The 15,996-nt window shown below is 72.1% G+C and carries 17 protein-coding genes; 4 read left to right on the top strand and 13 right to left on the bottom strand.

Annotation, left to right across the window (positions count from 1 at the left end):
• Window positions 1-14: 14 nt before the first annotated feature.
• A complete protein-coding gene (locus C2L59_RS34615; RefSeq protein ID WP_103353757.1) occupies window positions 15-668 on the bottom strand; it encodes a hypothetical protein in 654 nt (217 codons plus the stop codon).
• A 434-nt stretch (window positions 669-1,102) separates the two neighbouring features.
• Here C2L59_RS34615 and C2L59_RS34620 point away from each other — a divergent pair, with 434 nt between their 5' ends.
• Window positions 1,103-2,173 carry a CoA ester lyase gene (locus C2L59_RS34620; protein ID WP_103353758.1) on the top strand — a complete coding sequence of 357 codons (1,071 nt, stop codon included), beginning with the start codon at window positions 1,103-1,105 and terminating at the stop codon, window positions 2,171-2,173.
• Complete coding sequence (locus tag C2L59_RS34625; RefSeq protein WP_103353759.1) at window positions 2,170-3,021, top strand: CoA ester lyase; 852 nt, start codon at window positions 2,170-2,172, stop codon at window positions 3,019-3,021. Before C2L59_RS34620 ends, C2L59_RS34625 begins: the two co-directional genes overlap by 4 nt.
• Window positions 3,022-3,057: 36 nt before the next feature.
• Here C2L59_RS34625 and C2L59_RS34630 read toward each other — a convergent pair whose 3' ends face one another.
• From C2L59_RS34630 to C2L59_RS34675, 10 genes are all read right to left on the bottom strand, one after another.
• Window positions 3,058-3,909, bottom strand: coding sequence for a CU044_5270 family protein (locus C2L59_RS34630; RefSeq protein ID WP_103353760.1), 852 nt, complete (start codon window positions 3,907-3,909; stop codon window positions 3,058-3,060).
• Entirely contained in the window at window positions 3,902-4,417 is a 516-nt protein-coding gene (locus tag C2L59_RS34635; RefSeq protein ID WP_103353761.1) for an RNA polymerase sigma factor, read from the bottom strand. Before C2L59_RS34635 ends, C2L59_RS34630 begins: the two co-directional genes overlap by 8 nt.
• 62 nt (window positions 4,418-4,479) lie before the next feature.
• Window positions 4,480-5,865 carry an amidase gene (locus tag C2L59_RS34640; protein ID WP_103353762.1) on the bottom strand — a complete coding sequence of 462 codons (1,386 nt, stop codon included), beginning with the start codon at window positions 5,863-5,865 and terminating at the stop codon, window positions 4,480-4,482.
• 10 nt (window positions 5,866-5,875) lie between these two features.
• Window positions 5,876-6,631, bottom strand: coding sequence for an SDR family NAD(P)-dependent oxidoreductase (locus C2L59_RS34645; RefSeq protein ID WP_103353763.1), 756 nt, complete (start codon window positions 6,629-6,631; stop codon window positions 5,876-5,878).
• Window positions 6,628-8,040 (bottom strand): aldehyde dehydrogenase family protein, encoded by a 1,413-nt coding sequence (locus C2L59_RS34650; RefSeq protein WP_103353764.1) that lies wholly within the window; start codon window positions 8,038-8,040, stop codon window positions 6,628-6,630. Before C2L59_RS34650 ends, C2L59_RS34645 begins: the two co-directional genes overlap by 4 nt.
• Window positions 8,033-8,803 carry an ABC transporter ATP-binding protein gene (locus C2L59_RS34655; RefSeq protein ID WP_103353765.1) on the bottom strand — a complete coding sequence of 257 codons (771 nt, stop codon included), beginning with the start codon at window positions 8,801-8,803 and terminating at the stop codon, window positions 8,033-8,035. The genes C2L59_RS34650 and C2L59_RS34655 overlap by 8 nt, the downstream gene beginning before the upstream one ends.
• Window positions 8,800-9,531 carry an ABC transporter ATP-binding protein gene (locus C2L59_RS34660; RefSeq protein WP_103353766.1) on the bottom strand — a complete coding sequence of 244 codons (732 nt, stop codon included), beginning with the start codon at window positions 9,529-9,531 and terminating at the stop codon, window positions 8,800-8,802. The genes C2L59_RS34655 and C2L59_RS34660 overlap by 4 nt, the downstream gene beginning before the upstream one ends.
• Entirely contained in the window at window positions 9,528-10,334 is an 807-nt protein-coding gene (locus C2L59_RS34665) for an ABC transporter permease (RefSeq protein ID WP_199199397.1), read from the bottom strand. The genes C2L59_RS34660 and C2L59_RS34665 overlap by 4 nt, the downstream gene beginning before the upstream one ends.
• Window positions 10,334-11,278, bottom strand: coding sequence for an ABC transporter permease (locus C2L59_RS34670; protein WP_103353768.1), 945 nt, complete (start codon window positions 11,276-11,278; stop codon window positions 10,334-10,336). Before C2L59_RS34670 ends, C2L59_RS34665 begins: the two co-directional genes overlap by 1 nt.
• Window positions 11,275-12,765: an ABC transporter substrate-binding protein gene (locus C2L59_RS34675; protein ID WP_199199398.1), complete on the bottom strand. Its 1,491-nt coding sequence runs from the start codon at window positions 12,763-12,765 to the stop codon at window positions 11,275-11,277. The genes C2L59_RS34670 and C2L59_RS34675 overlap by 4 nt, the downstream gene beginning before the upstream one ends.
• Window positions 12,766-12,831: 66 nt before the next feature.
• On the opposite strand from C2L59_RS34675, the gene C2L59_RS34680 reads away from it, so the two are divergent.
• Together C2L59_RS34680 and C2L59_RS34685 are read left to right on the top strand one after the other, a co-directional pair.
• Complete coding sequence (locus tag C2L59_RS34680; protein ID WP_103353769.1) at window positions 12,832-13,575, top strand: FadR/GntR family transcriptional regulator; 744 nt, start codon at window positions 12,832-12,834, stop codon at window positions 13,573-13,575.
• 54 nt (window positions 13,576-13,629) lie between these two features.
• A complete protein-coding gene (locus tag C2L59_RS34685) occupies window positions 13,630-14,670 on the top strand; it encodes a patatin-like phospholipase family protein (RefSeq protein ID WP_103353770.1) in 1,041 nt (346 codons plus the stop codon).
• Here the strand turns inward: C2L59_RS34685 and C2L59_RS34690 are convergent.
• Both C2L59_RS34690 and C2L59_RS34695 read right to left on the bottom strand, forming a co-directional pair.
• Window positions 14,656-15,237 carry a class F sortase gene (locus C2L59_RS34690; RefSeq protein WP_103353771.1) on the bottom strand — a complete coding sequence of 194 codons (582 nt, stop codon included), beginning with the start codon at window positions 15,235-15,237 and terminating at the stop codon, window positions 14,656-14,658. The genes C2L59_RS34685 and C2L59_RS34690 overlap by 15 nt on opposite strands.
• Window positions 15,234-15,968 (bottom strand): hypothetical protein, encoded by a 735-nt coding sequence (locus tag C2L59_RS34695; RefSeq protein ID WP_233223839.1) that lies wholly within the window; start codon window positions 15,966-15,968, stop codon window positions 15,234-15,236. Before C2L59_RS34695 ends, C2L59_RS34690 begins: the two co-directional genes overlap by 4 nt.
• Window positions 15,969-15,996: the final 28 nt, after the last annotated feature.

Below are 15,996 nucleotides of genomic sequence, written 5' to 3' on the forward strand. Positions count from 1 at the left end.
TTCGAAGGAGACCGTCAGTCGAGCGACGCGGGGACCTCGGCGGTGCGGAGCAGGTGGTCGTAGACCAGCTCGTTGACCAGGCGGGAGACCGGGTCCTCGGCCAGCACGACGCGCTCGGTGCGGCCCTCGAGGTCGAGGTCGACGACCGCGTTCGGGTCGGCGGTCACGACAGCGAGGCCGTACGCGCGGGCGCGCGGCAGGCAGTTGCCGACGTAGTCCTCGGTGAGCACCGTCGGCGACGGGAGGACCATCGCGGCCTCGCCGTAGCGGGCGAACGGAACCGCGGAGGCCATCGCGGTGCGCCAGTGGCGCGCGACGGCCAGGACGCCGACGATTTCGGCGGCCGGGGCGGGGGCGGTTCCGGCCAGCTCCGGCCAGGTCCAGGTGTCGACGGTGGCGCGGTCGGCCACCGGGCCGGCACCCATCGCGATGCGTTCGGCGTGCACGTCGGTGCGAAGCTTGGCGACCACGCAGACCTTGCGGCCCAGGATCGTGATCTCGGGGAGGACGACGCCGTTCCAGCCCAGCTGGGCGGCCGCGGTGCGGGCGAGCTCGTCGACGCTCGCGGGGAGCTCGATCGGCGGCACCACGCGGCTCGGCATCGACCGGCTGCGCTTCGCGCCACCGGCGACCGTCGAGCGCTCGGTGTTCTGAGGTGTAGCCGCCACGAGTCCGCCTCCTTCTAGCCTGCACCGCTTCGTGACCGGGGGAAACCGGCACCTCACTTGTCTAACAGCGCGGCGGCGCGGCGTCGCCGGGTAGCGCGAGTGGCTGCGATCGGCGGCGCCCAGCGGTCGATGACCGGTCGGTAGGCGGTCATCGGACTTCGGTCGAACGGTGCGGCCAACCGAGTGAGAGCGAGGTGAGTGGCATTACCGTCCGGCGGCAACCGACTACCCCGAGCAGAACCGGCCAAACGGGAATCACCCGGCGGCGACTAGCCCGTTCGGCGCAAACCGCCGGGGATCCACTGTGGACGCAGGCCGCTGAGCTGCGGTTGTCCGCCGTCACCCGGCCGGCGGTGAGCTACGCCGCAGCGCCTCACGCGCGCCCGGGGACTAAAGTTACCCACCAGTTACTTAGCCGCCGCCTTGGAGGACCGATGCGCTCCCCGAAGGACTTCTTCGCCCCGCTCGCCCTGGGCGCACCCGCCCCCGTGCGGGAAATCCCGGTGACGCCGTCCCGGATGATCCACTTCTTCGACCCGGGCAACGACAAAATGGCGGCCAAGGTGCCGGACATCACGAAGAAGGTCGACGTCCTGCTCGGCAACCTCGAGGACGCCGTCCGCGCGGACCGCAAGGAGGCCGCGCGCGCCGGCCTGGTCGCGATCGCCAAGGCGAACGACTTCGGGAAGACGCAGCTGTGGACGCGCGTCAACAGCCTGGACTCGCCGTGGGTGCTCGACGACCTGGTCACGCTGGTCACCGAGATCGGCGACAAGCTCGACGTGATCATGGTGCCGAAGGTCGAAGGCGCGCAGGACATCCACTACGTCGACCGGTTGCTGGCCCAGCTCGAAGCGCGCGCCGGCCTGACGAAGCCGTTGCTGGTGCACGCGATCCTCGAGACGGCGAGCGGCGTGGCCAATGTGGAGGAGATCGCCGGCGCCAGCCCGCGCATGCAGGGCATCTCGCTCGGCCCGGCCGACCTGGCCGCGAGCCGCCGGATGAAGACGACCCGCGTCGGCGGCGGGCACCCGGGTTACCTGGTGCGCACCGACCCGGCCGGCGAGGATCTGAACGCCGGCCGGACGACGTACCAGCAGGACCTCTGGCACTACACGGTCGCGCGGATGGTGGACGCCTGCGCGATGCACGGGATCCTGCCGTACTACGGGCCGTTCGGGGACATCCGCGACGTCGTGGCCTGTGAGGACCAGTTCCGCAACGCGTTCCTGCTGGGCTGCGTCGGCGCGTGGAGCCTGCACCCGGTGCAGATCGACATCGCGAAGAAGGTGTTCTCGCCTTCGCCGTCCGATGTGGCCTGGGCGCGCCGGGTGATCGCCGAGATGGGTGACGGCACGGGCGCGGTGATGATCGACGGGAAGATGCAGGACGACGCGTCGGTGAAGCAGTGCCGCGTGGTCGCCGAACTGGCGGACGCCCTCGCGGCCGACGACCCCGAACTCGCCGCGGCCTACGACGCGGCCACCAAGGAGGCCCGCGGATGACCGCGCCCCGACGCTCTGTCCTCTACATGCCCGGCGCGAACGAGCGCGCGCTGGAGAAGGCCAAGACGATTCCGGCGGACGCGCTGATCCTCGACCTGGAGGACGCGGTCTCCCCCGACGCCAAGGAAGCCGCGCGCGACCGCGTCTGCGCGGCGGTCGGCGACTACGGCACCAAGGAAGTGACGATCCGGGTCAACGGCCTGGACACCCAATGGCACGACGCCGACCTGCGCGCGGCGGCGTCGGCGGGCCCCGCCGCGGTGGTCGTGCCGAAGGTCAATTCGGCGGCCGAGGTGCACAACATCGAGCGCGCGCTGGAGCTGGGCGGCGCACCGGACCACACGAAGATCTGGGCCATGGTCGAGACGCCGGTCGCGATGCTGCACGCGGAGGAGATCGCGGCGGCGTCCGAGCGGCTGACCGTGCTGGTGATGGGCACGAACGACCTGGCCAAAGAGCTGCACGCGGAGTTCGTCCCGGGCCGTGGGCCGCTGCTGGGCGGGCTGTCGCTGTGCCTGCTGGCCGCGCGCGCGACCGGCAAGGTGATCCTCGACGGCGTCTACAACGACGTGAAGGACCTCGAGGGTTTCGAAGCCGAGTGCGAGCAGGGGCGGCAGTACGGCTTCGACGGCAAGACGCTGATCCACCCGGCCCAGGTGGAGCCCTGCAACCGGATCTTCGCCCCGTCGGAGGCGGAGATCGACCGGTCACGGCGGATCATCGAAGCCTTCGAGGAAGCGCAGGCGTCCGGCAAGGGCGTGGTCACGGTGGACGGCCGGATGATCGAGAACCTGCACGTCGACAACGCGCGGCGGGTGCTGGCGCTGGCCGAGGCCGTCAAGAACTGACCCGGGTGGCCGGCCGCGGGCCCGGCCACCCGGTGCTCACTTCGGCAGGTCGTCCGTCCACCCGGCACTGACCGCGTACGTGTCGCCGTCCGCGTTCGTGGCCGGGGTGCCGTCGTCCTTCAAGAACACCGAGGACCCGGCCACCTTGCCGGTCTTCGGGTCGACGACCAGGCGGCCGCCGCCCGGCAGCTCGACGCCTTCGCCGCCCGGGACGGTGCCGAGCGCGTGGACGCCCGGGTAGCCGGCGATCGCGCGGAACGCCGCCGCCCGGACCGCCGGTGGCGACGGCACGGTGGACACCAGCGTGACCAGCGACTCCAGCACCGCCATGTCTCGCTGCTTCGCGGGGTATTCGTTGTGGGCCAACCCCTTCGCGATCCAGTCCCGAAGGGCCGCGGGTTCGGTGGGCAGGGCCAGGATCTGGCTGATCGTGACCTCGGCGCCGGTCAGCCGGACCGGCCGGGGCCGGCTCGCCGGAACGGCCTTGCCGCCGGTCTTCCCGGTGCGGTACCACTCGTGCCCGTCGGTGGTGGTCCAGTACTCCCAGGACTCCTTGCCCACCTTCGTCGTCGTGTGCCAGTACCTGCCCGCGCCGACCTGGGTCCGCTCGGCGACCGTCGCCGCCGCGAGCAGGATCTGGCGGCCCGGGTCGACCGGGGCCACGGCCTGTGGCTGTGGAGCGGGAGCCGGGGTGCCGGGCAGGGTCGCCACCACCACGGCGACCGCCGCCGCGGCCGCGACCAGGCCGGCGCCGATCGCCAGTGGGCGCACCCGGCGGCGGGGTGCCGCGAGCATCCGGTTCTGCAGCCGGTGCCGGCTGCGGTCGACGACGTCCGGGGACGGCTCGTCCGGCAGCAGGGCCGTGCGCAGGATTTCGAGGTCAGTCATCGGTGGCCTCCGGGGCGAGGATGGGGGTGAGCTTCTTGCGGGCACGCGTCAGCCGGGAGCCGACCGTGCCCGGGGAGATGCCGAGCGCCTCGGCCACTTCCGCGTAGCCGAGGTCGGCGAGGGCCACGAGCAGCAGGGCGTCCCGCTCGCCCGGGGTGAGCCGGGCCAGCGCGATGCCCAGCTGCCCGGCCGCGACGACGCGGTTCTCGGGTCCCTCGGCGGGCCGGGGCGTGTCGAGCCGCGAAAGGGCCCGGTAGTGGCGGGCTTCCTTGCGGCGGTGGCGCGAGACGAGGTTCGTCGCGATGCCGAAGAGCCAGGCCCGCAGGTCGCCGCGGGTGGCGTCGAACGTCTCGCGGCGGTCGTAGGCGACGAGGAACGTCTCCGCGGCGACGTCCTCCGCGGCCTGTGCACCGAGCCGGCCGGCGATGTAGCGGTAGATCGCCGGGAAGTGGCGGTCGTGCACCTCGGTGAACTGGTCGACGCCAGTCGCCGGGGCTGCCTCTGTCATGGGGTTCCTTCCCGTCGGCGGCAGCTTCACCACCACTTCGCCGCGGGAGCGGAACTTCTTCCCTATCCGATCGGCCAGGGGCGCTGCGGCGGCCGGAGCCGCTCGTACGCCGCGGCCACCCGCAGGACGCCGAGGTCGTCGAAGCGGCGGCCGGCGATCTGGAGGCCGATCGGGCGGCCGTCGTCGGTGTAGCCGCAGTTCAGCGAGACCGCGGGCTGGCCGGACATGTTGTACGGCACGGTGAACGCGATGTGCTCGAACGGGCGGGCCGGGTCGTTCGTCGGGGACGCCCACTCCGCGGGCGGCGCCGCGACCGGCGCGACCGGGGACAGCACGACGTCGAACGCCGAGGTCGCGCGCAAGGCCGCCACGCTCATCGCGTCGATCTGGGCGAAGCCGCGGTAGACGTCCACGCCGGACGCGTCCGCGCCGCCCGCCGCCCAGTCCGCGATGTACGGCAGGACCTTCGCGCGGCGCTCGGGCGGCAGGCCCGCCATGTCCGACCACGCCCGCGTCCGCCAGAACACGTCCAGGCCCTCGAGCATGGACCGGGCCAGGAACGGCTCGACCGGCTCGACGACCGCGCCCGCGGCTTCGAAGGCGCGGGCGGCCGCGGTGACGGCGTCGCGGATCACCGGGTCCACCGGCAGTCCCGGCCCGGATTCCAGCTGCAGCCCGACGCGCAGCCCGGCCGGCGAACGGTCCAGGGACGACCAGTCGAGCTCCGACGGCGGCAGGCACAGGTGGTCACGCTCGTCCGGGCGCGAGAGCACGCCCATCAGCAACGCCGTGTCCGCGACCGTGCGGGTCATCGGGCCGGCGACGCGGCCGAGGAACGGCGGGTTCACCGGCACCCGCCCGAAGCTCGGCTTCAGCCCGACCAGGCCGCACCACCCCGCGGGCAGCCGGATCGAGCCGCCGATGTCCGTGCCGACGTGCAGCGGGCCGTATCCCGCCGCGGCCGCCGCGCCGGCCCCCGCGCTCGAGCCGCCGGGCGTGGCCGCGAGCTGCCACGGGTTGCGGGCCGTGGGGTGGAAGCTCGACAGCCCGGACGTCAGCATCCCGTAGTCCGGCATGGTCGTCTTGGCCAGCAGGACACCGCCGGCCTCGCGGACCCGGGCGGCCGCCGGGGCGTCGTCCGGCGCCGGGGTGAGCGCCGTGGCCGCGGTGCCCAGCGGGACCGGCGTGCCGCGGGTCGCGATGTTCTCCTTCAGCGTCAAAGGCACGCCGTCGATCACGCCCAGCGGTTCGCCCGACGCCCAGCGTGCTTCGGACGCCTTCGCGGCATCGAGAGCGCTTGAAGGGTCGTACGCGTACAACGCGTGCAGCTCCGGCTCTCGCGCGTCGATGCGTGCGAGAACGGCTTCGGTCACCTCGACCGGCGAGAGCGTCTTCGCGCGGTACTGCGTGACGAGCTCGACGGCGGTCAGGTCGGGCAGCTCGGTCATGAGCGCTCCTTCACGAGGCAGGCGGTTCGAAGCGGCCGTCGACGGCGGTCCAGCCACCGTCCACGGCGAGCACTGAGCCGGTCACGAACGACGAAGCGTCCGAAGCGAGGTACACGACCGCGCCGGCGAGCTCGTCCGGACGCGCCCAGCGTCCCAACGCGCCCTTCGCCGCATACGCCTCGTACCACTCCGGGTTCGCCTTGATCTGCGCGGTCAGCGGGGTCTCGACGACGCCGGGCGCGATCGCGTTGACCCGGACGCCGGCCGGCCCGAATTCCGCGGCCGCGGTCCGGAACAGCTGGACGAGCCCGGCTTTCGTCGCCGCGTACGGCCCCTGTCCCGGCTCGACGGTCGTGCCGCGGATCGACGAGAACCCGATGATGCTCCCCCGCCCGCGCGCGACCATCCCGGCGCCGAAGGCGCGGACGACCTCGAACGTCACGCCGAGGTTCAGCGCGACGACCCGGTCGAACTCCTCGCGCGTGTAGTCGAGCAGCCGCTTGCGGACGTTCGTCGCCGCGGTCAGCACCACGACGTCGAGCGGGCCGAGGTCGGCCGCGGCCCGGTCGGCGGCGCCCGGGGCGAGGAGGTCGAGCTCGTAAGCTTCGCCGACGCCGGCCTCGCGGGCGGCTTCGAGGTCGCGGTCGGCGCACACGACGTCGGCGCCGTGCGCGGCCAGCGCCCGCGCGGCTTCGCGGCCGATGCCGCCCGCGCCGAGCACGACGGCCCGCCGTCCGTCCAGCCGGAACAACGTCGAATAGGTCACGGGCGCAGCACCGCCATCCTCGTCACGGTCAGCTCTTCGACGGCGAACCGCGGCCCTTCGCGGCCGATGCCGGAGTCCTTCACCCCGCCGTAGGGCATGGTGTCCGAGCGGAAGCCGGGCACCTCGTTGACGACGACCCCGCCGACCTCCAGCTCGTCGAGCGCGCGGAACGCCGTGTTCAGGGACGTGCTGTAGACGCTGGCGTGGAGGCCGTAGCGGGACGCGTTCACCGCCGCGAAGGCTTCGTCCACATCGGACACCGTGCGCACGCAGACGACCGGGCCGAAGATCTCCTCGTCCCACGCTTCGACGCCGTCCGGGACGTCGAGCAGGACGGCCGGCCGCAGCACCGTGCCGTCGACGCCGCCGCCGACCTGACGGGCGCCGGCCTTCTCGATCCACGCGGCGACGCGCTCGGTCGAAGCCGGGTCGATCAGCGCGGACACCCGCGTCTCCTCGTCGCGTGGATCGCCGGCGACGACCTCGTCGAGCCGGGCCAGCAGCCGTTCGGTGAACTCCGCGGCCACCGACGCGACGACCAGCACCCGCTGCACCGAGATGCACGCCTGGCCGGACGCGTAGAACCCGCCGCGCAGCACGGCGTCCACGGCGGCGTCCAGGTCGGCGTCGCCGGCGACGACCAGGGCCGCGTTCGAACCCAGCTCCAGCAACGTCTTCGTGGGCGCCGCGTCGCGGGCGATCCGGTGCCCGACCGCGGCCGAGCCGGTGAACGACACCGCGCCGATCCGGCGGTCCGTCGTCAGGGCCGCGCCCACGGCGGCGTCGCCGGTGACCAGCTGGACCATCGCCGCGATCGGCGCCACCGACCGGACCAGGTGCACCAGCCACAGCGTGGCCAGCGGCGTCTGCGGCGCCGGCTTGACGATCACCGGGCAGCCGGCAGCGATCGCGGGCGCGATCTTGTGCGAGGCCAGCAGCAGCGGGTAGTTGAAGCCCGCGATGCCGACGACGACGCCGATCGGCTTGCGCTTCCAGAACCCGACCAGGCCGTCACCCGAGGGCAGCAGGTCGAGCGGGACGGTCTCGCCGTGCAGCCGCGACACCTCTTCGGCCGCGGCTTCCCAGGTGACGATGGTGCGCGCGACCTCGACGCGGCAGTCGACCAGCGGCTTGCCGGTCTCCAGCACGAGCAGGTCCTCGAATTCGGAGCGACGTGAACGCACCGCAGCGGCGACGTCGTTCAGCAACGCACGCCGAGTCCATGAAGGCAGCGAAGCCACTTCGCGCGCAACGGCGACCGCCTCGTCGACCGCGCGAGCAGCCAGCTCGGGCGTACCGACCGGCGCGTGGCCGATGACGCTCCCGTCGTAGGGGAAAACGATTTCTTCGGTATCCACAGTGGACATCCAGCCGCCGCCGACCGGCAGGCCGTCCGGGTACTCAGCCATCGTCACCTCCGCTCAGCCGGGCCAGTTCCGCGCGCAGGTCCGGCGCGGCGGCCAGCAGTTCCCGCGTGTACTCGTGCCGCGGCGACCCGTAGACCTGGGCAACGTCGCCGAGCTCGACGATCTCGCCGCGGCGCATCACCGCGACCCGGTCGCACACGTGCCGGACCACGCCGAGGTCGTGCGAGACGAAGACCAGCGTCAACGCGAACTGCTCGACCAGCGACGCGAGCAGGTCGAGGATCTGGCCGCGCACGGAGACGTCGAGCGCGCTGACCGGTTCGTCGGCGATCAGCACGCTCGGGTTCGGCGCCAGCGCGCGGGCGATCGAGATCCGCTGCCGCTGGCCGCCGGAGAACTGGTGCGGGTACCGCTGGGCCGCGTCGGCGGGCAGGCCGACGGCGGCCAGCAGCTCGGCGACGCGATCGGGCTCCCGGCGGCCGAGCGGTTCGGCGATGATGTCCCGCACGCGCATGCGCGGGTCGAGCGAGCCCATCGGGTCCTGGAAGACGATCTGCAGCTCCGAGCGCAGGAAGCCGAGCTTGCGTTCCGGCAGGTCGTCGATGCGGCGGCCCTGGAACGAGACCGTGCCGGCGGTCGGCTTGTCGAGCGCGGCCAGCAGCCGGACCAGCGTCGACTTGCCCGAACCGGACTCGCCGACGATGCCGAACCGCTGCCCCGCCTCGACGTCGAAGCTGACTCCGCGCAGCGCGTGCACGTCCCGCCGGGCGTACCGGCGTTCGAGGTCGCGGACTTCGAGCATCATCGCCGGGCCTCCAGGTCCGAGGCGGCCAGCAGCTTGCGCGTGTACTCGTGCTTCGGCTGCGTCAGCACTTCGCGCGTGGAGCCCGCTTCGACGATCTCGCCGTCGAGCATCACCAGGACGCGCTCGCACACCGAAGCCACGACGGCGAGGTCGTGCGTGATGAACAGCAACGCGCTCTCGGCGGGCAGCGACGTCTTGATCAGCGAAAGGATCTGAGCCTGCACGGTGACGTCGAGCGCGGTCGTCGGCTCGTCGCAGATCAGCAGGGACGGCTCGTTGGCCAGCGCCATCGCCAGGACGACCCGCTGCCGCTGGCCGCCGGACAGCTGGTGCGGGTAGGCACGGGCCGTTCCCGCGAGGCCGACGGACGCCAGGAGGTCCTCGGCGCGGTGGCGGCGGCCGTGGATCCGGCCCGGCTCGGTGACCTGGCGGCCGACGCGCATGGCCGGGTTCAACGCCGTCATCGGCTCCTGGAACACCATGGCCAGCTCGTCGCCGCGCAGCCGGGACAGGTCCTTTTCGGACATTCCGAGCAGCTCGCGGCCGTGCAGGGAAACCGAGCCGGACGCGCGCAGCTCCTCGGGCAGCAGGCCCATGATCGCCAGCGCGGTCAACGACTTCCCGGACCCGGACTCGCCGATCAGGCCGACGCGCTCGCCCGCGCCGATCTCGAAGGAAACGTCCCGGACCAGCGAAGAAACGCTGAGGCCGCGTACCGAAAGCGTCATACGCGGGCCGCCAATCGGGGGTCCAGCCGGTCGCGCAGGCCGTCGCCGAGGAGGTTGAAGCCGAGGACGGCGACGGCGATCGCGATGCCCGGCACCAGCGCCAGCCGCGGCTGCACGGTCAGCAGTTCCTGGGATTCCTGCAGCATCCGGCCCCACGACGGCGTCGGCGGCCGCGTGCCGAAGCCAAGGAACGACAGCGCCGCCTCGGCGAGCACGGCGATCGCGAACGACACCGACGCCTGCACGATCAGCAGGCCGGAGATGTTCGGCAGCACGTGCCGCAGCGCGATGTTCAGGCGAGACCGGCCGCCGGCGCGCGCGGCGAGCACGAACTCGGTGCTCATCACCTGCAGCGTCCCGGACCGGGCGATCCGCGCGAACGACGGGATGGTGGCGATGCCGATCGCGACCATCGCGGTCAGCGTGTCCGCGCCGAACACCGCGCCGAACATGATGGCCAGCAGCAGCGCCGGGAACGCGAGCACGAGGTCGTTGACCCGCATGACGAACTCGCCCAGCCACCGCGGCGACATCCCGGCCAGTATCCCCAGCGGCGTGCCGATCACCGCGGCGATGCCGACGGCGACGACCCCGACGTACAGCGTGGTGCGGGCACCGACCATGAGCTGGCTCAGCAGGTCCCGCCCGAACTTGTCGGTCCCGAACCAGTGGGACGCGCCGAAGCCGAGCAGCCGGTGGGTCGCGTCCACCTTCACCGGGTCGAACGGCGTCCACAGGAACGACAGCGCGGCGGCCAGCACGACCAGGCCGACGAGGATCCCGCCCAGCACCAGAGTGCGCATCACGAACCCCGCAATCTCGGGTCGAGCACGGTGTACAGGACGTCGACGACGAAGTTGACCAGCAGCACGCCGGCCACCAGGACCAGCACGATCCCCTGCACGGTCAGCAGATCGCGGGACCCGACGGCGTCCAGCAGCATCGAGCCGAGCCCCGGCAGCACGAACACGCGCTCGACGACGACCGCGCCGATCAGCAGCGTCGCCAGCTGCAGGCCCAGCACCGTCACCACGGGCACCGACGCGTTGCGCAAGCCGTGCCGCACCAGCGCCTGTCCCGGCCGCAGCCCCTTCGCCCGCGCGGTGCGCAGGTAGTCCTGGCCGAGCGTGTCGAGCACCGCCGACCGCACGTAACGCGTGAGCACCGCGCCCTGCACCAAGCCTAGGGACAACGCCGGGAGCACGAGCCCGCGCACGAACTCGCCGAAGTCCTGGTCCGGCGGCGTCCACCCGCCCGAGGGCAGCCAGCGCAGCTGGACCGCGAAGATCTGCACCAGGATGATCCCGGCGAGGAACGCGGGGATCGCGACGCCGATCTGCGACAGCCCGGACACACCGGCGCCCGCCGCTTTCCGGTGCTTGACCGCGGCGAACGTCCCGGCCGGCACGGCGATCACCAGCGCCACCAGCATGCCCGCGCCGACCAGCCACAGCGTGACGCCGAGGCGGTCGAGCAGCTGCGGGCCGATCGCGTCCCGCGTCACGTACGAGCGGCCGAAGTCGCCGTGCAGCACGCCGGAGATCCAGTCGGAGTACTGCGTGACCAGCGGGCGGTCGATGCCGAATTCCGCGCGCGTCTTGGCCAGCAGCTCCGGCGTCGCGTTGACGCCGAGCGCGACCTGCGCCGGATCGCCCGGCAGCACGGCCATGAAGAGGAACACCACGATCGACGCGGCCAGCACGCTGACCACGAAGATCGCCACCCGGCGCAGCACCCTGGCCGTCATCGCGGCGCCAGCCCGGTGAGGTCGAACGACTCGCTGACCTGGTTCGGCACGAACCCGCCGACCTTGGCCTTCGCGACGATCACGTTGGGGAACAGGAACAGCCAGTCCGCGGCGGCGTCGGTGTTCAGCTGCCGCGCCACCTGCTTCATTTCCGCGACCTGCTGCTCCGGCGTCCCGCTGTCGGCCTCGGCGAGCAGCTGCTGGACCCGCTTGCTGTCGTAGCCCCAGTAGTACTTCGGCTTCCCGAACGTCGTGATGTCGCGGGCCTCGACGTGCTGGATGATCGACAGGTCGTAGTCGTGGTCGGTGAACACCTGCTTGAGCCAGACCGCCGGGAAGTCGAGCGGCTCGATCGTGGTCCGCACGCCGACGTCGGCCAGCTGCGACTGGACGACCTGCGCGGCCGACACCGCGTACGGCAGGTTCGGGATCCGCAGCCGCAGGTTCAGGTTCGTCGCGCCGGACTCCGACAGCAACGCCTCGGCCCGCCCGGGGTCGAAGGGGTGGACGTTCGAAAGGTCCTCGTACCAGGGGTCGGTCGGCGGGACCATGCTGCCGATCAACGTCCCGCGGCCGGCCCACGCCGTGTCCAGCAACGCCTTCCGGTCGATCGCGTACGTCAGCGCCTGGCGTACGCGGACGTCGTTCAGCGGGGCGCGCGCGTTGTTCATGGCCAGCGTGACCTCGCTGTTCGAGGTGCCCTGGACGACCTGGAACCGGTCGTCGGCCTGGAACTGCGGGATCGAGTCGGGCGCGGTGACCGCGGAGATGACGTCGATGCCGTTGCTGAACAAGGCGTTGTTCAGGGCCGTCGGGTCCTTGATGTACTTGAGGACGACCGTCGGGTACGCCGGCTTCCGGCCCCAGTACGCGGGGTTCGCCTTCAGCACCACGGAGTCGCCGCGCTTGCGCGCCGCCACGACGTAGGGCCCGGTGCCGACCGGCTTGTTCGCCAGGTCGGTGACGCCGGTCGGGCTGAACATCGCGCCGAGCCGGCTGGTCAGGCTGAACAGCCAGCCGTTGGACGGCTTGGCCAGCACGACCCGCGCGTGGTCCGGCGCGACGACGTCGACGTGGTCGACGACGTCCATTGTGGACTTGATCGAGATCGTCCAGTCCGTCTTCACGCGCAGCAGCGAGAACCTGACGTCCTCGGCGGTGAAGGGCGCGCCGTTGCTGAACTTGACGCCCTGCCGCAGCCGGAAGTCGTACGTGCGCCGGTCCGGGCTGATCGTCCACGACTGCGCGAGCAGCGGCACCACCCGGCCCTGCGCGTCGAGCCGCACCAGGCCCTCGTAGACGTTGTAGAGCAGCGCCTGCGGAATCGCGGCGCCGTCGGTGCGGGTGAAGTCGAAGTTCGCCGGTTCGGCCGTGAAGCCGACAGAAAGCGTACCCGGACCTGCGGAAACGCTCGCCGACGAGCCGGCCGAGCAGCCGGTCACCACGAGCAGCAGCGCCGCTGCCACCGCGGGAATCCGGGCTTTCATTCGGCCTCCAGGTAAGTACACTGGTCTGACCAGTAGCCTGCACCGAGCGGACGACGAGGTCAAGGGATGCGGTTCGAACCGGTGGCTCCGGTCCGCGCGTACGAGCGGGTCGTCGAGCAGATCGAGCAGGCCGTGGTCAGCGGCGCGCTCAAGCCGGGCGAACGCCTGCCGAGCGAGCGCGAGCTGATGACGCAGTTCGGCGTCGGCCGCTCCACCGTCCGCGAGGCCCTGCGCGTGCTGCAGGCGGCCGAGATGATCCGGTCGCGGCCCGGCGACCCGCGTGGCCCCGAGGTGCTGGCCGCCTCCCCCGCCGCGTTGCACCGCTCGATGCACCGGCTCGCCCGCGCCGAACACGTCGGGCTCGCCGAACTCCTGCAGTTCCGGATGATCCTCGACGGCTCGGCGCACCTGCTCGCCGCCGAGCTCCGCACCGAAGCCGACCTGACCGGCCTCGACGCGGCCCTGGAGTCGATGCGCGAAGGCGTTTCACGCGGGTACGCCGAGTTCAGCCGCGCCGACGTCGCCTTCCACGAGGTGATCGCACGCATCTCCCGCAACCCGCTGCTGGTGGTCAGCGAAGAAGTCGTGCGCGGGGTCGTGCTGGAACTGATCGAGGACAAGCTCGAGCACGCCAGCAACCGGACGTCGCTGATGCGCGCCTGGCTCGCGCACCACGCCGAGGTGCTCGACGCGATCCGCGCGGCCGACGGCAGCGGCGCGGCCCGGCTCGCCAAGCAGGCGTTGTACGACAACTACGCCGAATACGTCCCGTCCGGGCAACGCCCGCTCCTGGCGCCCTTGCTGCGGTAACGGCGGCCGCACGGCCCGCGACTCCCCTTACACTCGCACGAGTTGGGGGTGGCCATGGATTCCACGAAACGGGCCGGCGTCGGCCTGGCCCTGTCCGGCGGCGGCTACCGGGCGATGCTCTTCCACGCCGGCGCCCTCTGGCGGCTGAACGAACTCGGCTGGCTGCCGAAGCTGACCACCGTCTCCGGCGTGTCCGGCGGTTCGATCGCCGCGGGCGTGCTGGCGCACGCGTGGAGCAAGCTGTGGTTCGGCGAGGACGGTGTCGCGGAGAACTTCGGCAAGGAGGTCGTGCAGCCGCTCCGGAAGCTGGCCCGCACCACCCTCGACATCCCGGTCACGCTGAAGGCGATGTGCATCCCGTGGCGCAGCGCGGGCGAGGAACTGGCGCTGCGCTACGCGAAGCACCTCTTCGGCGACTGCTGCCTCGCCGACCTCGACCCGGCCGGCCCCCGGTTCGTGTTCACCGCGACCAACCTGCAGGACGGCACGCTGTGGTGGTTCTCCCGGGAGGCCGGCCCGAACGGGCGGGTGCGGCTGGCCACCGCGGTCGCCGCCTCCTCGGCCTTCCCGCCGATGCTGTCCCCGGTCGTGGTCCCCGACCCGCTCGGGTCCGGGCGCAAGATCGTGCTCAGCGACGCGGGCGTGTACGACAACCTGGGCCTCGACCCGATCGAGAACCAGCACGCCGTCGTGCTGGTCAGCGACGCGGGCAAGAAGATGAAGACCGAGGAGAACCCGCACCGCAGCTGGCCGCTGCAGCTGCTGCGCGTGCTGACCGTGATGGACAACCAGGTCCGAAGCCTTCGCACCGGCTCGCTGCTGAAGGCGTTCAAGGACCACCAGTTCGCCGGGACGTACTGGGCGACCTACAGCGACATCGAGAACTTCGAGCTGCCGGACGCGCTGCCCGCGCCGGTCGCGCGGACGCACGCGCTGGCCGAGACGAAGACGCGCCTGTGCAGGACCCCCGAGAACGTGCAGGAGCAGCTGATCAACTGGGGGTACGCCGCCTGCGACGCCGGCATGCGCAAGTGGGTCGACCCGGCCGCGGTCCCGCCGAAGGACTTCCCGTACCCCGGCTCAGGCGTTGGCTAGGTTCGCGTAGACGACGATGTTGTCCTTGTAGCTGTGTTCGGCGTGGTCGAACGCGCCACCGCAGGTGATCAGCCGCAGTTCCGGCTTGTCGCTGTTGCCGTACACGGCGTCGCGCGGGAACGTGTCCTTCGGGACCTGCGTGACCCGGTCGACGACGAACTTCAGCTTCTTCCCGTCGCTGCGGTCGACGTCGACCTCGTCGCCGGGCGCGAGGTCCTTGAGCTTGTAGAAGATGCCGGGTTTCTTGTCGCCGTCGACGTGCCCGAGCACGATCGCCGGGCCGACGTCCCCGGGCACCGGTGAGAGCTTGTACCAGGCGGCCTGCATCGGCGTGTGCACCGACGGGACGGAGATCGTGCCGTCGGTCTTGACCGCCACCGCGAGCAGGCTGGACTCGGCGCCGATCTTCGGGATCTTCACCGACGTCGGCCGCAGGCCCTTGAACGGCACGGTCACCGGCACCGAGGACGGCACCGGCGGCGCGGCCTTCGGCTGCTCCGGCGTGCTGCAGGCGGCCAGCGTCAGGACGAGGGCGAGGGCCGCCGCCCCCGCCCGGCGGACGCTCACCGGGCCGTGCCGCCGAAGCCCGTCTCGACCCCGCCCTTGGGCGCGACCTTGACCTGGGCTTTCGGGGCGGAGTTGCCGGCGGGTGCCGTGCTGGAGGTCGCCGTGGTGCTCGGCGCGGTGCTCGACGGGACCGCGCTGCTGCTGCTGGTGGCCGTGGTCGTCACCGGCGGCCGCTCCTGCTCGAAGTCGACCGTGCCGTTGCCCTCGACGCCGGCGCAGGTCCAGCTGAACTTGGCGGTGGTCGTGCCGGCCGGGGCGTCGACCACGCGCACGGAGTAGTTCCACAGGCGGCCGTCAGCCTCGTCCTGGTCCGGGCCGCCGGTGACGCTCAGGTACTGGGTCGCGACGGCACCCGGCCGGCCGGCCGCGCACGCGATGACCAGGACGCCTTCGCCGCCGAGGCCGACGAAGCCGTGTCCGACGTTGTCCTGGTAGTCGTCCTTCGGCGGTTCGCTGGTCTCCGGCGCCGAAGTGGTGGTCCGGGCCGTGGTCGTCGTGACGCCGGAGGTCGCCGGCGCGGTGGTCTTCGTGGTCGTGGCCGGCGCCGTGCTCGACGTGGTCGTGGTGGCCGGCGCGGTCGTGGTCGCGGATTCCGACGTGGTCGTCGTGGTCGTGGTCGTCACCGGGGCGGACGTGTCCGTCTCCTGCGCCAGGGCGGCCGGCGCGGCGGCGAAGGTGATCAGCGCACCCGCGGACACGATCCCCGCGACCCGGCTCAGCGTTCTACCCACGATGACTCCCAACGGCGGTTGACCTGCG

Origin of the sequence: Amycolatopsis sp. CA-128772 (assembly GCF_002904295.1) — a bacterium.
GTDB lineage: Bacteria > Actinomycetota > Actinomycetes > Mycobacteriales > Pseudonocardiaceae > Amycolatopsis.

What these genes read in the sequence shown, in the direction of transcription:
- C2L59_RS34620 (WP_103353758.1), top strand. Translation starts at nt 1,103, where the DNA reads ATGCGCTCCCCGAAGGACTTCTTCGCCCCGCTCGCCCTGGGCGCACCC.
- C2L59_RS34625 (WP_103353759.1), top strand. Translation starts at nt 2,170, where the DNA reads ATGACCGCGCCCCGACGCTCTGTCCTCTACATGCCCGGCGCGAACGAG.
- C2L59_RS34630 (WP_103353760.1), bottom strand. Translation starts at nt 3,909, where the DNA reads ATGACTGACCTCGAAATCCTGCGCACGGCCCTGCTGCCGGACGAGCCG.
- C2L59_RS34635 (WP_103353761.1), bottom strand. Translation starts at nt 4,417, where the DNA reads ATGACAGAGGCAGCCCCGGCGACTGGCGTCGACCAGTTCACCGAGGTG.
- C2L59_RS34640 (WP_103353762.1), bottom strand. Translation starts at nt 5,865, where the DNA reads ATGACCGAGCTGCCCGACCTGACCGCCGTCGAGCTCGTCACGCAGTAC.
- C2L59_RS34650 (WP_103353764.1), bottom strand. Translation starts at nt 8,040, where the DNA reads ATGGCTGAGTACCCGGACGGCCTGCCGGTCGGCGGCGGCTGGATGTCC.
- C2L59_RS34655 (WP_103353765.1), bottom strand. Translation starts at nt 8,803, where the DNA reads ATGATGCTCGAAGTCCGCGACCTCGAACGCCGGTACGCCCGGCGGGAC.
- C2L59_RS34660 (WP_103353766.1), bottom strand. Translation starts at nt 9,531, where the DNA reads ATGACGCTTTCGGTACGCGGCCTCAGCGTTTCTTCGCTGGTCCGGGAC.
- C2L59_RS34665 (WP_199199397.1), bottom strand. Translation starts at nt 10,334, where the DNA reads ATGCGCACTCTGGTGCTGGGCGGGATCCTCGTCGGCCTGGTCGTGCTG.
- C2L59_RS34670 (WP_103353768.1), bottom strand. Translation starts at nt 11,278, where the DNA reads ATGACGGCCAGGGTGCTGCGCCGGGTGGCGATCTTCGTGGTCAGCGTG.
- C2L59_RS34675 (WP_199199398.1), bottom strand. Translation starts at nt 12,765, where the DNA reads ATGAAAGCCCGGATTCCCGCGGTGGCAGCGGCGCTGCTGCTCGTGGTG.
- C2L59_RS34680 (WP_103353769.1), top strand. Translation starts at nt 12,832, where the DNA reads ATGCGGTTCGAACCGGTGGCTCCGGTCCGCGCGTACGAGCGGGTCGTC.
- C2L59_RS34685 (WP_103353770.1), top strand. Translation starts at nt 13,630, where the DNA reads ATGGATTCCACGAAACGGGCCGGCGTCGGCCTGGCCCTGTCCGGCGGC.